Annotated in this window: 14 protein-coding genes; 10 read left to right on the plus strand and 4 right to left on the minus strand. The window is 55.0% G+C overall.

The window, feature by feature from the left end; all coding sequences use genetic code 11:
• Positions 1–176 precede the first annotated feature (176 nt).
• A complete protein-coding gene (locus tag ABD971_RS35600) occupies positions 177–1,352 on the plus strand; it encodes a M28 family peptidase (protein ID WP_425571416.1) in 1,176 nt (391 codons plus the stop codon).
• A gap of 170 nt (positions 1,353–1,522) precedes the next feature.
• Here the strand turns inward: ABD971_RS35600 and ABD971_RS35605 are convergent, their stop codons facing one another.
• Together ABD971_RS35605 and ABD971_RS35610 are read right to left on the minus strand one after the other, a co-directional pair.
• Entirely contained in the window at positions 1,523–1,798 is a 276-nt protein-coding gene (locus tag ABD971_RS35605) for a hypothetical protein (protein ID WP_345328483.1), read from the minus strand.
• On the minus strand, positions 1,779–2,093 hold the full coding sequence (locus tag ABD971_RS35610; RefSeq protein ID WP_345328484.1) for a hypothetical protein: 315 nt from the start codon (positions 2,091–2,093) through the stop codon (positions 1,779–1,781). Before ABD971_RS35610 ends, ABD971_RS35605 begins: the two co-directional genes overlap by 20 nt.
• A gap of 461 nt (positions 2,094–2,554) precedes the next feature.
• Here ABD971_RS35610 and ABD971_RS35615 point away from each other — a divergent pair, with 461 nt between their 5' ends.
• Positions 2,555–2,914: a hypothetical protein gene (locus ABD971_RS35615; protein ID WP_339945436.1), complete on the plus strand. Its 360-nt coding sequence runs from the start codon at positions 2,555–2,557 to the stop codon at positions 2,912–2,914.
• 176 nt (positions 2,915–3,090) lie between these two features.
• On the opposite strand, the gene ABD971_RS35620 is transcribed toward ABD971_RS35615, so the two are convergent.
• The gene (locus tag ABD971_RS35620) at positions 3,091–4,188 is read right to left on the minus strand and encodes a zinc ribbon domain-containing protein (RefSeq protein WP_345328485.1); all 1,098 of its coding nucleotides are present in this window, start codon (positions 4,186–4,188) and stop codon (positions 3,091–3,093) included.
• A gap of 147 nt (positions 4,189–4,335) precedes the next feature.
• On the opposite strand from ABD971_RS35620, the gene pepF reads away from it, so the two are divergent.
• The 8 genes from pepF (at position 4,336) to ABD971_RS35660 (ending at position 13,427) form a co-directional block, all read left to right on the plus strand.
• On the plus strand, positions 4,336–6,135 hold the full coding sequence (gene pepF / locus ABD971_RS35625; RefSeq protein ID WP_339945432.1) for an oligoendopeptidase F: 1,800 nt from the start codon (positions 4,336–4,338) through the stop codon (positions 6,133–6,135).
• Between the two features lie 66 nt (positions 6,136–6,201).
• Positions 6,202–7,782, plus strand: a complete 1,581-nt coding sequence (locus ABD971_RS35630; protein ID WP_339945430.1) for an MBL fold metallo-hydrolase — start codon at positions 6,202–6,204, stop codon at positions 7,780–7,782.
• Positions 7,783–7,815: 33 nt separating this feature from the next.
• Positions 7,816–9,333, plus strand: coding sequence for a YihY/virulence factor BrkB family protein (locus ABD971_RS35635; RefSeq protein ID WP_345328486.1), 1,518 nt, complete (start codon positions 7,816–7,818; stop codon positions 9,331–9,333).
• Between the two features lie 335 nt (positions 9,334–9,668).
• Entirely contained in the window at positions 9,669–10,616 is a 948-nt protein-coding gene (gene floA / locus ABD971_RS35640; protein WP_339945456.1) for a flotillin-like protein FloA, read from the plus strand.
• 3 nt (positions 10,617–10,619) lie between these two features.
• On the plus strand, positions 10,620–11,480 hold the full coding sequence (locus tag ABD971_RS35645; protein ID WP_345328488.1) for an alpha/beta hydrolase family protein: 861 nt from the start codon (positions 10,620–10,622) through the stop codon (positions 11,478–11,480).
• Positions 11,481–11,530: 50 nt separating this feature from the next.
• Positions 11,531–11,776 carry a MoaD/ThiS family protein gene (locus tag ABD971_RS35650; protein WP_345328489.1) on the plus strand — a complete coding sequence of 82 codons (246 nt, stop codon included), beginning with the start codon at positions 11,531–11,533 and terminating at the stop codon, positions 11,774–11,776.
• A gap of 5 nt (positions 11,777–11,781) precedes the next feature.
• On the plus strand, positions 11,782–12,255 hold the full coding sequence (locus ABD971_RS35655; protein WP_345328490.1) for a molybdenum cofactor biosynthesis protein MoaE: 474 nt from the start codon (positions 11,782–11,784) through the stop codon (positions 12,253–12,255).
• Positions 12,252–13,427: an aminotransferase class V-fold PLP-dependent enzyme gene (locus ABD971_RS35660; RefSeq protein WP_345328491.1), complete on the plus strand. Its 1,176-nt coding sequence runs from the start codon at positions 12,252–12,254 to the stop codon at positions 13,425–13,427. Before ABD971_RS35655 ends, ABD971_RS35660 begins: the two co-directional genes overlap by 4 nt.
• Positions 13,428–13,779: 352 nt before the next feature.
• Here ABD971_RS35660 and ABD971_RS35665 read toward each other — a convergent pair whose 3' ends face one another.
• Positions 13,780–14,238 (minus strand): hypothetical protein, encoded by a 459-nt coding sequence (locus tag ABD971_RS35665; protein WP_339945419.1) that lies wholly within the window; start codon positions 14,236–14,238, stop codon positions 13,780–13,782.
• Between the last annotated feature and the right edge of the window lie 89 nt (positions 14,239–14,327).

Below are 14,327 nucleotides of genomic sequence, written 5' to 3' on the forward strand. Positions count from 1 at the left end.
GGCGAAGGGTATTTTTGGGGGGCTCGCGTTGTTCATAAAATGCAATAAACGGGATCATTTCCGGTAGGTCAATTTCGCTTGACTCGTCACAATGGGCCGTTAGTAGACAGGATTGCCCGGGGTTTTGCGACAGTTCACGTTCCCCTTCAAAAAATCACTCGAAACGAATTCACTCGATGATCGAAACCTCTCCTGCTGACGTTCGACGACAAACCGCACGCAATCGCTCGAGCGAAGCATCATCGAAATCGCATATCAAAACTTCATCACAGGACCCTTTGGAAGTGAGCTCAGCCAAAAATACAGACGATGGAAAAGTCGCGGCCCCCCACTCCGATGCCTTATTGCGATCGATGCTGTTTGGCATCATTGTCGTGCTTGGATTGGTCATCGTCTTGCTCGTCATTGGAATGGGGTTGGGGTGGTTTGATCGAGGATCCGAGGGGATCGAAAGTCCATCGGCGCGGCCGATTCCGGCTCAGTACGATGCAAATCGTGCGTTTGGTTATCTGGTCGAGCTTTGTGAGATTGGACCACGCCCGTCGGGTTCCGCGGGGATGCAAAAGCAACAGGAATTGTTGACGTCGTTTTTCCGCGAGGCCGGCGCCGCTGTGTCGATGCAAACCTTTGACATCCGGCATCCGGAAACCGGCGAAAACGTTTCGCTTGGAAATCTAATTGCCAGCTGGAATGCGGATCAACCCAAGCGTTTTCTGTTGTGTGCTCACTACGACACGCGTCCATTCCCAGATCGCGACGAAAACAATCCAAAAGGGATTTTTGTCGGAGCCAACGATGGTGCCAGCGGCACGGCGGCGTTGATGGAAATGGCGAATCAAATGAAAGACTTGCCTGCGGACATCGGCGTCGACATGGTGTTGTTTGATGGCGAAGAGTTTGTGTTCGAACAAGGACGTGATGATTACTTCCTTGGGTCGAACTTTTTCGCGGAAAAGTATGTAGCCTCACCCCCGACGCACCGCTATCAAGCTGGCATCTTGTTGGACATGGTTGGCGACAAGAACTTGCAGATCTATTACGAGAACAACAGCTTGAAATACGCTCGCAGTTTGGCACGCAGCGTCTGGGACATGGCCTCGCGTCTCGGCGTGCGAGCCTTTATTTCAAGACCTCGGCACACGCTCGAAGACGACCATTTGCCGTTAAACGAAATCGCAAGGATTCCAACGATTGACATCATTGACTTTGATTATCCGCGTCCCGGCTATGGCGTGAAATCCTACTGGCATACCGAAAACGATGTCCCCGAAAACTGTAGCGGAGAGTCGCTCGCCGCGGTTGTTTGGGTTGTTCACCAGTGGCTGTTGGCTCAATCAGCCACCAGCCGATAACGTCAAATGGCTTGGGGGGCCTCATTACCAAGCTCCGGCCTGGTAACGCACTGCTTTCGAGGCTCCCGCCTCGTCTTTTCCCGTTTGGCAGCCTGTAGTCGGCAAGACAGTGGCGCGTCGGGCAAGCGTCTGGGGACGCGAAAACCGGCCGGAATTTGCGGGGACAGCCGCTAGCTTGCATTCTGACTCAGCCAAGCGGCCAGTGGATCACGGGCCGCTCGATACCAAAATTGGCTCTCGCTTTCTGCCGTTTCGATTTTCGTTTGTTGGATGCGGCGTAGCAAACGGGGTGTGCGAGTCATGGGGAGGGCGTTTTCTAATGCTCCGATTTCCGCATCGCTCAACATCGCCATACTACGCCGCAGGCGAACGAAGAAATCGTCACCCACGACGGCGGTTAACGCATCGTAGTCGCGGCGGAACGCCTCAGGGTGCATTCGCTGCAAAACAAATCGGCCCGTTTTGAGTATTCCATTGGTTCACCTTCCCTGATTCCACGTCGACATGGATGCTTTCCGTTCCATGGCTCAGGATTAATTCACCCCCGACAAATTCGGTGCGGACCGATTCTTTGTAGGCCAGAGGCAGCCAATTCACCGGACTGCTGCGAAAACTGAATTGAAGCGGAGCTTCGGTTTCATCGCGTCGCGTGTTGCCCGATAGGGTAAAAGCGCCCTTAAGAAATTTGTCGGGATCAGGATCGGCAAAATGTTCCGTACTGAATTGAATCTGTCCGCCCATCGAAGCCCAGAGGGTTCCGCAAACAGCTTGCTTTGGGAAAAATTGTGATTGCCCAACATTTCGATGCGATCGGCAATCGGAACGGTTTGAGCGGAAGCCGTTGTGCCGGTGCTGATTTGTAGGGCGACCGCAATCAAGACGAGACAATGGGTAACGCGAGTCCAGAGGATCACTTTTGAGACACCGTGGTAATGACACCGTGGTAATAAGGTTCGCAGCGTTTCGAGCCCACAAATTCGTGCAAAACTTTGCTGCTGAAAAAATGCCCGTGATGAATTCTAACGATTGTCGCTGATCGAGTAAGAACTCACCCGCAATAGGAAATAGACATCATTCTCGTGGGCAACCTGGGGTATGCTGTCGTACAGAGTTGTGTTTGTGAAAAACACCCCATCCCGGATAGCGAGGAGATATGTTTCGCTATGCTGGTAGATGAGCGGAGCCTAAGGAAAAAGAATCTTATGTTCGAAGGCAGCATTGTTATCGGAGTCACGCTACTTTCGTTCGCGATCTGGTTGCACTGGAACGAGCGTCGGGGGTGGGCTCACGAATCACTCGACGATGACTTGGATCATCGTTACTTTGCATCGCGATTGCGTTCTCGGCGTTGGGTGCATCTATTGTTTGCGCTTTGCGGAATCTTGGTGATCGTTGCCGCATTCGCAGGTCCCGGCCGGGTTTGGATCGGGTGTTGGATGAGCGTGATGGTGGCGTTGTTGGTGATCATGGTCTTAGCGGGCGTCGATGCGTTTCGCACGCTGAGGTATCAATCCAAAAAGAAGCCTGAGATACGCAGGCAGGTTTTCGAACAAGACGAGTAGGTGTAGGTCGCTGGTGCGACACCGCTGCCATCAACTTAGGTAGCGGCACGGCGCGGGGCCCGCCCGATTGCAGCGAGAAAAACGTTCAAACTAGATCGGGCAGCTCACGCCGCTCCGCTGAAAAAAAACACTGGGTGAGTACCAACGTCGATGGCAATCGACCGCTTGCTGACGCGTCAGAAAAACAGCCCGCCGGACTTGGGACCGACTTTGAGTGAATCAAAGAATATCTTTTGCTCTTCGTTTTCGGCAGCACGGTCGATCGACATTTGGGTTTCGACATCCGCACCCATGCTGGCGGGTTGGCTGCCGATCAAGATGTAGCGTTCGTCGGCCAGATAGGCTTCGATCGTCATATCCGGAAGCATCGCCGAGACCGAAACGCGACCTTTGATTCCTTTGTAACCGTTGCGTTCGGTGGGGGTACCGCCCAACACGTCGCCAGCGACAAACCGCTTCGCCTTCTTTCGCATCTGTTCGTCGTCGAGTTCCATTTTGCCGTTGTCCATCGCGCCGAAGAAAAAGATGGATCCGGTCTTGTCACTGCGAACCACTTTGGATTCCATCGCTCCCGGTGGCATCTCACGAAACACTTCGCCATCGGGCATGTAGACCGCACACCCCTCGAACTCCACGACTTGGTAACCCGCAGGGACGTTCTTGCCTAGCTCTGCAGCCGCATTCGCTGCGGTGGCACTCGCCTCGCCACCTCCTCCGCCAAACATCATCGAGACAACAAAAAACATCACCACAAAGGCCACCAGTCCGGAAACGACTCCGGCGATAATTTTGATGGGTAATGGTTTGCCTTTGGCTGCGGTTTGGGCTGAGGGCGTGTTGACTGCGGCGGCGGCGGTCGCATCACCCGCGGCCTCCTCTTGGCCTGCCAACGGATCGCCTGGGATTGGGCCCTGGTAAACCGTGGCGGCGGGGTTCACGGGAAAGCTCGAGACCGTGGACGCAGGTGCGGCACTGGGAAAATTGATTTGGCCGAAATCAAAATCGTCGTCATCGGGGGTGAGTGATTGAGAAGCCGCCGTCTTGGTGGCCGCCGGCTGTCCGACAGAAACAATCGCTCCGCAACGTGGGCATTTCACCTTTCCGCCAGCGGGGGCTTTCTGAAGTTTCATACCAGCTTGGCATTGAGTGCATTTGACGGTCAGCATGGCGATTAGATTCGGTTTTTCAGGCTTGGGGGAGGGTTCTGCCACAGTCGGGGTGTGCCCGTTCCAGCTTAACATCTTGGCATCGCCGCGTGTTTCGGTTTGAAGCACGAATGGGGTGGAATTTTGTCCCGTAGATGCGGGGCATTCGGGCCGCGAGCGATTCGCTACAATATCGCTGCGGATTGTCAGGAGACTCCGCATTCCTTTGATATTTGACGCTTTGCGTTTCTCTTGCCGCCAAGGACGAAATTTTCGATGACCACCGCTACTCTTCCCGCTCGTGATCAAGTCAAACCCGGTGACCGCTGGGATCTTTCGAGTCTTTGTCAGGACGACGCTGCCTGGGAAACCGAATACAAGAAGCTTGACGAGCAAATCGCCACTTACGAAACCTATCGAGGGCGGTTGGGTGAGTCAGCGGACGTGCTTGCCGAAGCATTAACATTTGACAGCCAATTTGACCGTCTCGCCGAACGTGTTGGCACGTATGCGTTTTTGAAGACCACCGAAGATCAAGGCAACAGCGATTCGCAAGCGATGAAGCTGCGTTTCCAAAATCTAGCCGTTCGTGCGGGCCAGGCAGCAAGTTATATGCGGCCCGAGTTGCTGTCGATCGAAGAAGCACGGATGAGCGAGCTGGCTGCGGACGAAAAACTGGCTCCGTTCCGATTGCAGCTCCAGCGTTTGCTGCGTTACCGGCCGCACACGTTGACGGATAACGAAGAGCGGTTGCTGGCGATGCAAGGCGAAATGGCGTCCGCCGCTGGCAACGCGTTTCGGCAATTGAATGATGCTGATTTGCGTTTCGGTGAAATCGAAGACCACGAGGGGCGCAAAGTCGAACTTTCACACGCAACGTTTGGGCAAATGTTGATCAGCCCCGATCGTAAGGTTCGTCGCAAAGCGTTTCACCAGTACTACGAACAATTTTCCAACCACGAAAACACGCTTGCCGCCACGCTCGGTGGCAGCATCCAACGAGACGTCTATTACGCTCGGGCTAAAAACTACGACAGCAGCCTGCAAGCGGCGTTGTTCCCCGACAACGTGCCTGTCGATGTGTACGACAACTTGATCGGCGCGGTACGCGAATCGTTGCCCAATGTGCACCACTATCTCGATGTGCGTCGCCGCAAGATGGGGATCGACAAAATCCATCATTACGACACTTACGTGCCAATCCTCAGTGGTGTCAAAAAACACCACACATGGGACCAAGCGGTCAACGTGATTCTCGAATCACTCGCCCCGCTTGGCAGCGAATACGTCGGAGTGCTCGAAGCCGGGCTTCGCGGGCGTTGGTCGGATCGTTATCCCAACCGTGGAAAGCAAAGCGGTGCATTTTCATGCGGAACGTTTGATGGCGATCCCTACATCTTGATGAATTTCAAAGAAGAAGTGCTCAACGATGTGTTCACGCTCACGCACGAGGCCGGTCACTCGATGCACAGTTGGCATTCGGCACGCAGTCAACCGTTTGAATACTACAACTACACGATCTTCGTCGCCGAAGTCGCCAGTACGTTCAACGAGCAATTGTTAACCGATTACTTGCTGAAAAACGCGGCCGATGACAACGAACGCGCCTACTTGATCAACAACGAACTCGATGGCATCCGAGCGACCGTGGTTCGGCAAACGATGTTTGCCGAGTTCGAAAAGATTACTCACGAAATGGCCGAAGCGGGCAAGCCGTTGACGGTGGCTACGTTCCGCGAGGTCTATCGCGAATTGTTGACCGCGTACTTCGGTCCCGACTTTGTGATCGACGACGAACTGGAACGCGAATGCTTCCGGATTCCTCACTTTTACCGTGCGTTTTACGTCTACAAGTATGCAACCGGGCTGAGCGCCGCGGTCGCACTTTCGCGTCGTGTGCTCGAAGGTGGCAAGCAAGAACTTGACGATTATCTACGCTTTCTATCGGGCGGTTGCAGCAAAGATCCGCTCGATTTGCTGCGTGACGCCGGAGTCGATATGACCCAACCCGAACCCGTCGCGACGACACTCGAACGCTTCCGGACTTTGACCGAAGAGCTCGATCAACTGATCTAGCGGCAACGGATCTAGCGGTACTTCGCTTTTCAAACAACTTGCTTTTCACCCCAGTGGACTCGCGTTATGGCCAATTTGACGTTTTGTGGCGCCGCCGGCACGGTTACGGGATCTTGTTCGTTAGTCGAAAGCGAAGGCAAGAAATTCTTAGTCGATTGTGGCTTGTTTCAAGGCACGAAAACGACTCAGAGTTTGAACTACAAGCCCTTTCCGTTTGATGCGGCAAAGATCGAGTTCCTGCTATTGACTCACGCTCACATCGACCATTCGGGGTTGCTACCGAAGTTGGTGCGAGCTGGGTTTCGCGGCAAAATTTACGCCACCGATGCCACCTGTGATTTGTTGGAGTTCATGCTGCGTGATTCTGCGTATATCCAAGAATCCAACGCCGAACGGTTGAACGTCAAACGCGAGCAGAAAGGCCAAGATTTAATCGAGGCGATCTATACGATGGAAGATGCCGAGCAAACTCTGCGGCAGCTTGAGCGAGTGGAATACGAGCAGTGGTTCAGCCCAAGCGACGGGATTCGCGGGCGTCTATGGAACGCCGGCCACTTGTTGGGGTCGGCGTCGGTGGAAGTCCAACTCGACGAATCAGGTGATACGATTCGCGTGTTGTTCTCGGGCGATCTGGGGCCGGACGAAAAAGCGTTTCACCTCGCACCGGACGCGCCCGCCGGGTATGACTATGTCATTTGTGAAAGCACCTACGGCAATCGCGATCGCGAAGACTACACGCTGGAAAAACGCCGTGAAATGCTGCGAGAGGAATTAACGCTCGGGCTTAAACGGGGTGGCAATATTGTCATTCCCTCCTTCGCCGTCGAACGCAGCCAAGAACTGCTGCATGATATCGGCGTGTTGATTTCGACTGGCCAAATTCCCGAGGCGGATGTCTATCTTGATTCGCCGCTTGCGAGAAAGGTCACCGAAGTGTTCATCGATCATGCCCATGATCTGGATGATATCGAAACGGATGCGGCGAGTATCTTTCGGCACCGGCGTTTTCATCTCGTCCAAAGTGTCGAGGAAAGCAAGGCGGTCAATCGAATTAAACGCGGTGCGATCATCATTTCGGCAAGCGGGATGTGTAACGCAGGCCGGATCAAGCATCACTTGAAAAGCAACATTTGGCGGCGTGAGTCGACGGTTTTGTTTGTCGGTTATCAGTCGCCTGGAACGCTCGGACACATCATCACCAGCGGTGCCAAACGGGTTCGCATCTATGGTAAAGAATACAAGGTCGAAGCGGCGATTCGTCGCATTGGTAATTATTCGGCGCATGCCGACCAAGGCGAGTTGCTGGACTGGGTCAAAGAACGCGGGCCCGTGTTGGGCGCGTTGTTTCTGAACCACGGCGAAGACGATGCGCGTGAATCGATGCGTGAAATGTTGCACGAACAAGGCGTCGACCGTGACAAGATTTTTATGCCGCAGTTTGACGAAACCTTCGAGCTAAAGGCCCATCAGTGTCCTGTGCTGGTGTCGCATCCCCAGCCTCGTTTGGATGAATCGCAAGCGGTCCGTGACTGGAACAATGACTATGCCAGTTTCATGATCAGCTTGGGCGATAAACTCAGATCGCTTCCGGATGGTCACAAGAAGGCCGAATTGTTGCAGCAATTGTCATCCGTGTTAGGGCAGTAGACGTGGTTCGTTTTTCGGCACGGACGGAGTCTTATGCGAAGTCTGTTTAAGTACATCGTTGATGCGGTGCGACAGCCTCGCGAAGAGCTGACGCGTCATCAGGAATCGGTGCGTTATGCCTGTGACTTGACTGCTCATTGTTGGCGCCAATTGGTTCATTACCGTGCCGAAGGGATGGCGGCGGAATTAACCTATCGCACGATCTTTTCGCTGATTCCCGTCGTCGTGCTGGGATTGGTGATGTTTCGCATCGTCGGCGGACTCGAAGAGGTCCAGCAAAAAGTCGAAGACCAGGTCTATTCGTTCTTTGGCGTTCCCTACATCCCGGATGACTATTTCCAAAACGACACCGACGAGCAAATGGACTTGCCGATCGGCTGGGATGCCGGCGATGGGCAAACCGATTTCAGTTTGTCGCCACCGTCCTTGGCACAACCCGAAGGGACGGTGGTTCAGCAGACGAGCGATTCCGTGACGGAAGGGAGCGACGTCGAAGATCCCAGCAGCGACGCCGAGTCGCGTCGTCAAGCACGCGCGGGGATTCGCAAGGCGCTGCATGAAGCTACCGCCAAAATTGCCGATCTGGATTTTGCGTCCATCGGAGTGATTGGATTGGTGTTGTTTATCTACGCCGCGATCGCGTTGGCGAATGCCACCGAATCGATTTTCAATTTGATCTTCGAAGCTTCGACCCACCGGCCGGTCCATATCCGCGTTGCCATTCACTGGTCGATTATCACGTTGGGCAGCGGTTTGTTGGCGATCAGTTTGTATTTGTCGGGCCAAGCCGTCGATTGGTTTGGAACGCTCGGGGCGAACCAGACGCTGGTGGTGATCGCATCGCACGGTTTATCATTGATCGCGAGCTGGGCGTTGCTGTTCCTGTTGTACGCGTTGATGCCTAATACGCACGTATCGGTTCGCGCGGCGGCAATCGGATCGTTTGTGGGGGCGGTATTGTGGCAGGCGGCCAAAGCAGGTTTCCAGTTCTATGTCGCCACGGCGCTGCCCTATGCGGCGCTGTATGCATCGCTGGGATTGATCCCGTTGTTCTTGTTTTGGATCTACGTGACCTGGCTGATCTTTTTGTTCGGTTTGATCCTGACCCGAACGCTACAGATGATGCGCGGCCGACGTTCGGCCAAATGGATCGATGCCGATGACGAAACGGCGCTACACGGCGATCCCGATTGGATGCTGCCGATGATGGTCGAAGTGGCCGAAGCGTTTGAAGCGGGCAAGACGCTGGATTTCCAGCAGCTTTCGACGCGGCTGGGGCTAAACGGCAATCATGCCCGCGAGATGGCTGAACGTCTTATCGATGCAAAGTTGCTGCGGCGTGTGACCCAAGGCAATGACGATGACGAGGATGATTCCTTGACTTTAGGGCGACCGGCCCAGCAGATTGAAATCCGAGAGATTTTAACGCTGGCTCATCATTCACGGTCCATCAGCCGGCATCGAGCCTGGGTGGCTCTCCGCGAAATCCAGAAGGCCCAACACGATGCCGTGGCGGGCCAAACGCTCGCCTCGCTGATGAGTGACGGTTAACGCATTTTTCAAATTGAAGATCGGCGTGATTCTAGTAACGGTGCGGCGAGAGGCTGCTCGACCAAAACCGATCGATTTTACTTGCCGCAATCGGTCTGCCGCGGCTGAAGCTTTTTCCCGAAACAGCCCTCCCTGACGCTCCCATTACTTGCACTGGACGTGGGGTGCCTTATGATCAAGGGGCAAATCGACTCGTATTGGCGAGTCCTCCGTCTGTCCCTTCGAATGTTGTGAGCGTCATGATGCTGTCGCCCGTCCTTTCTGCTGCTGCCGAAGCTGCCCCTGTTGGTTTTGCATTGCCGCTGGCCAATTGGCAATTGCTCGGGCAAAAGCCGATGAATGTGGTTTGGTTGGCGATCGCGCTGTTTGTGCTCTTCCTGATTGCCATCCTGGGATTCTTCTTTATCCGCTACGGAAAACTATGGTTCCAAGCGTACATGTCGGTTGCCGACGTCAGCTTGATGAGCTTGATTCGGATGCACTTCACGAAGGTCAATCCAAACGTCATCGTGCAGGCCAAAGTCATGTCGGCTCAAGCGGGGCTAAGCATTTCGCGTCGCGACGGGATCAGCACTCGGCGATTGGAAGCCCACTATTTGGCGGGGGGGAACGTGATGAATGTGATTCACGCAATCATCGCGGCTCATCGCGCCGAGATTCCATTGGATTTCGACCAGGCGGCTGCCATCGATTTGGCCGGACGTGATGTTCTGGACGCGGTGCAAACGAGTGTTTATCCAAAAGTCATCGATTGTCCCGACCCGAGTCGAACCGGAAAGACCACGCTCAGTGCGATCACCAAGAACGGAATCGAACTTCGGGTGCGAGCCCGTGTGACCGTGCGAACCAATATTGAACAATTGATCGGCGGAGCGACCGAAGATACCGTGATCGCGCGTGTTGGCGAGGCCATCATTAGCTCGATCGGTTCGACCACCGACCACTTCAAAGTGCTCGAGAATCCCGACATGATCACTCGCGTGGTGCTGTCGCGTGGACTGGATGCGCAAACCGCATTCGAAATCGTTTCGATCGATATTGCGGACATCGATGTTGGCGAAAACATCGGCGCACGATTGCAAAGTGATCAAGCCGAAGCGGACACTCGCGTGGCACGTGCCCAGGCCGAACGTCGACGTGCCGAGGCGATTGCCGAAGAGCAACAAATGAAAGCCAAGGTCGCCGAGAACCGTTCGCAGTTGGTTTTGGCCGAAGCCAAGGTGCCGATGGCGATGGCCGAAGCATTCCGTGGCGGTCGCATCACCGCACCCAACACGAACTAAGCAATGAGTCGCAAATCCTATCGTGTCAAATTCGCGGGCGGTGCGGGGTTTGAATTAGCGGGCATCATCGACCGGCCCGATACCACCGCCGCCGTGCCCGTGTTGGTGCTGAGTCATTGTTTCACTTGCAACAAAGACTTAAAGGCGATCGTGCGAATCTCGCGAGCCCTCGCTCAGCGCGGCATCGCAGTGCTTCGCTACGACATGACCGGCCTCGGCGGCAGCAGCGGTGATTTCTCGCAGACAAACTTTTCGACCAATGTGGCCGACTTGAAGGCGGCGATCGCGTTTGCAGATTCGGAAGTGGGCGACGTGCATGCGTTGATGGGACACAGTTTCGGTGGAGCGGCGTCGTTGGCCGTCGCCAGTGAATGTTCGTCACTCCTATCCAAAGACAGTTCCCCGGCTGCGGAAAAAAAACTCGGCTGCGTGATCGCGTTGGCGGCACCAAGTGACACGTCTCATCTTGCCTCGCTGCTGTTGCGAATGAACCCCGCAATCGAGAAAGATGGCGAAGGCGAAGTTTCAATCGGTGGCTACCGATGGCAGATTGATTCGCAAATGGTCGATGATTTTCGCAGCCATCGGCTGCCTGATTTGATTGCCAACATTCGTATTCCCACGATGGTCCTGCATTCACCCGTGGACCAAACCGTCGGCTTCGATCATGCACTGCGGATCATGTCGCTGATCAACCAGACGGAAGCTTCCGAGACAGAAAATTCCGATCCCGCGCAGAGCAAACCGTTGTGTTCGTTGGTTTCGTTGGACGGCGCGGATCATTTGTTGTCCCAACATGCTCATGACATCGAGTTTGTTTCCGATTTAACGGCAGCCATGGTGCATCGGCACTGTCGCCCGTGATGCATACGCCTGGGATGCAATATCACTCTACCGACACGCACATTTGCCTTATGCAGCGCGAGATCCTACTGTTTGCCGCCATCCGTGATGCCGCGGATACCGATTCGCTTCTCATTGACGTGGCGAGCGACGCGACCGCTGCCGACGTGCTTCGCGAAGTCGCTCAGCGTGTCCCGTCCACGCAAACGTTGCTGGCATCGTGCCGGGTGGCGCTGGACAACCGTTATGTTCCAAACACTCAGCCGCTTGGGGCGGCAAAAGAGATTGCGATCATTCCACCGGTCAGTGGCGGTTGATTGTGATGTCGGACTGTTACGTTTATTTGACCGAGGATCCGATCGATTATGGGTCGCTGTTGTCAAGAATCGCCGATCCTGATGTCGGAGCCCATGCGTGGTTCTATGGAGTGACGCGGCGAATCACAGGCGATCGCATCACCAGCCTGCTTTCTTACGAAGCTCATCAGCCGATGGCGCTTGCCGAGTTAAATCGATTGGCCACCGAAGCAATCGAGCGGTTTCACTTGTGCAAAATCGTCATTGTCCATCGGCTGGGTGAAGTCCCGGTGGGCGAAGCGAGCGTGGTGCTCGGTTGCAGCAGTGCTCATCGCAAACAGGCGTTTGCCGCACTGCCCTGGTTGATGGACCAAATCAAAACCGACGTGCCGATTTGGAAACGTGAAACGTTCACTGATGGCACGACTCTGTGGGTGCATCCGACGGATTCAGCCGCCGACTCAGCAGCGGATGAACTCGAAGTGAGGGATGACTCATGATGTCGCATGGCCGAATCTATCTGGATCACGCAGCGACGTCGTGGCCGAAGCATTCAGACGTGCTTGATGCGATGGATTGCTATGCTCGCGATTGTGGCGCTGCGTCGGGACGTGGCCAATATCAATCGGCGAACCGGGCGGATGCGATCCTACGTTCGGCTCGGCTTGGAATCTCGCGTTTGATCGGAAGTCCTGCGGCCGAGGGTATCGCGTTTTTCAGTAATGGGACTCAGGCGATCAACGCGGCGATCGCGGGTATCGTTCGCGATGGGGACCATGTCGTGACCACGGCTGCGGAACACAACAGCGTGCTGCGACCGCTGTCGCATCTTGCCGCGACTCGTGATCTCACTCTCAAAATCGTCGACTGTGATCGCGATGGTGTGGTGCGTGCCGATGACGTGCTTGATGCCGTGACCGATGCGACCCGCTTAGTGGCAGTCACGTCGGCTAGCAACGTCACCGGCGGCGAGCAACCAATTCAAGCGATCGGCTGCGGATTGAAAAAACGTCGTTCGGCTACCCACTCCGCTGCCTTTTTGTGCGACGCGGCTCAAACGTTTGGCTATCTACCGATCGATGTGCAAGCGTGCGGAATTGATCTGTTGGCGGCACCGGGACACAAGGGCGGTGGGGGACCGCAAGGAACGGGATTTTTGTATGTTTCGCCTGCCTGGCACGAGCAAATCAACGCCAGCGTGTTTGGTGGCACCGGCAGCCAATCCGAGTCTCTGGAGATGCCGGCGTCAATGCCAGCGAAGCTAGAGCCAGGGAATTTGAACGTCGCAGCGATTGCTGGCTGGGATGTGGCGATCAAACAGATCGCTGCCCGCGACGAAGCGGTCTACAGCGAGACGCTGCAAACGGTTGCGAGACAATTAAACGAGGGGCTCCGAGCCATCGAGTCGATCCGCGTGTTTGGCAAGCCGGGGCGATTGCCGATTGTCAGTCTCGCGATTGACGGTTTCCAGCCGACGGATCTATCGGCGATTCTGGATGCCCAATTTTCGATTGAAACGCGAGCCGGTTTGCACTGTGCCGCATTGATCCATGATTCGATCGGTAGTGCACCGGGCGGAACGCTGCGGATCAGTGGATCGGCGGCCACGACCCGTGAAGAAATCGATGCCGTGATCGAAGCGATCCGGCAAATTGCCGATGCTGTCGGTTGAAACAGCGCGGATGGGTGTAAAATAGGCCAGCGCCGAAGGACGTGCTATTTCATAAGTTGATGTTGTAGCCCAAAGACCGGGCGGGTCGCGCCGCTTCGCTTTAAAACCCACCTGGTTAGTGTCAAGGTAGATGGCATTTGGCGCTAACCGCAGGCATGTTACATTCAAATTTGACAGGCCCGCGGCTAGTGCCGTCGGCTCACAGGTAGCGTCATATTGCCGGTACAATCCGTACTCTTTAGGCGACTTTCGTCGCCCATTGTAGAACAATTGTCTCAATTGTTCCGCCGGCGGAACTGGCTAAGAAAAGCGAGCCGTTGAGGACAATTGTTCTCCACTGGGAAGGTTGGACTTAGCGTCCTAGGTACAGCGAGAAACCGCCACGTCCGATCGAGATGCCGGATCCGCCACGATAACCGTAGCCTCCGTAACGTCCGTAAGACGGGTAGCCATAGCCGCCACCGTAATACGATCGATACGGAGCCCGATAATGAGACCCGTAGTGATGTCCATGGTGCACCGGAGCCCGATAGCTATGGTGGATGCCATGGTGTCCACGGTGGTGGCTGCCGTGATGGTGCCCGCTGTGACGTGAATAACGACCGTTGGCCGCATCCGCGCTACTTGTCATCACAACGCCGGCTAGAACGAACACGCCTGCAAATAAAATCTTCTTAAACATCGGGATTGCTCCTGGATGGTAGGGTGTCAAACGAGGAAATCGCAGCAAGATTGATGCTGCGTCCTGATTCATGATCGACTCGTCGTCAAGCGATTCCTTGACGGCCGCAGTTGGTTTCAAACGCGACATGTTGAAACACGCGTTGCTACGATAAACGAAATATCATGATCGCAACATCTGGAGGCGTGTTTCACGAACCTCTCACCCTATTAATGGGC

Source organism: Novipirellula rosea, assembly GCF_039541335.1.
In the GTDB taxonomy this organism is placed as follows: Bacteria; Planctomycetota; Planctomycetia; order Pirellulales; family Pirellulaceae; genus Novipirellula; species Novipirellula rosea.

Bases quoted from the DNA above. Each gene is read 5' to 3' on its own strand.
- floA (WP_339945456.1), top strand. From the start codon at position 9,669: ATGAATGTGGTTTGGTTGGCGATCGCGCTGTTTGTGCTCTTCCTGATT.
- ABD971_RS35630 (WP_339945430.1), top strand. From the start codon at position 6,202: ATGGCCAATTTGACGTTTTGTGGCGCCGCCGGCACGGTTACGGGATCT.
- ABD971_RS35650 (WP_345328489.1), top strand. From the start codon at position 11,531: ATGCAGCGCGAGATCCTACTGTTTGCCGCCATCCGTGATGCCGCGGAT.
- ABD971_RS35645 (WP_345328488.1), top strand. From the start codon at position 10,620: ATGAGTCGCAAATCCTATCGTGTCAAATTCGCGGGCGGTGCGGGGTTT.
- ABD971_RS35615 (WP_339945436.1), top strand. From the start codon at position 2,555: ATGTTCGAAGGCAGCATTGTTATCGGAGTCACGCTACTTTCGTTCGCG.
- ABD971_RS35635 (WP_345328486.1), top strand. From the start codon at position 7,816: ATGCGAAGTCTGTTTAAGTACATCGTTGATGCGGTGCGACAGCCTCGC.
- ABD971_RS35610 (WP_345328484.1), bottom strand. From the start codon at position 2,093: ATGGGCGGACAGATTCAATTCAGTACGGAACATTTTGCCGATCCTGAT.
- ABD971_RS35600 (WP_425571416.1), top strand. From the start codon at position 177: ATGATCGAAACCTCTCCTGCTGACGTTCGACGACAAACCGCACGCAAT.
- ABD971_RS35660 (WP_345328491.1), top strand. From the start codon at position 12,252: ATGATGTCGCATGGCCGAATCTATCTGGATCACGCAGCGACGTCGTGG.
- pepF (WP_339945432.1), top strand. From the start codon at position 4,336: ATGACCACCGCTACTCTTCCCGCTCGTGATCAAGTCAAACCCGGTGAC.
- ABD971_RS35655 (WP_345328490.1), top strand. From the start codon at position 11,782: ATGTCGGACTGTTACGTTTATTTGACCGAGGATCCGATCGATTATGGG.
- ABD971_RS35665 (WP_339945419.1), bottom strand. From the start codon at position 14,238: ATGTCGCGTTTGAAACCAACTGCGGCCGTCAAGGAATCGCTTGACGAC.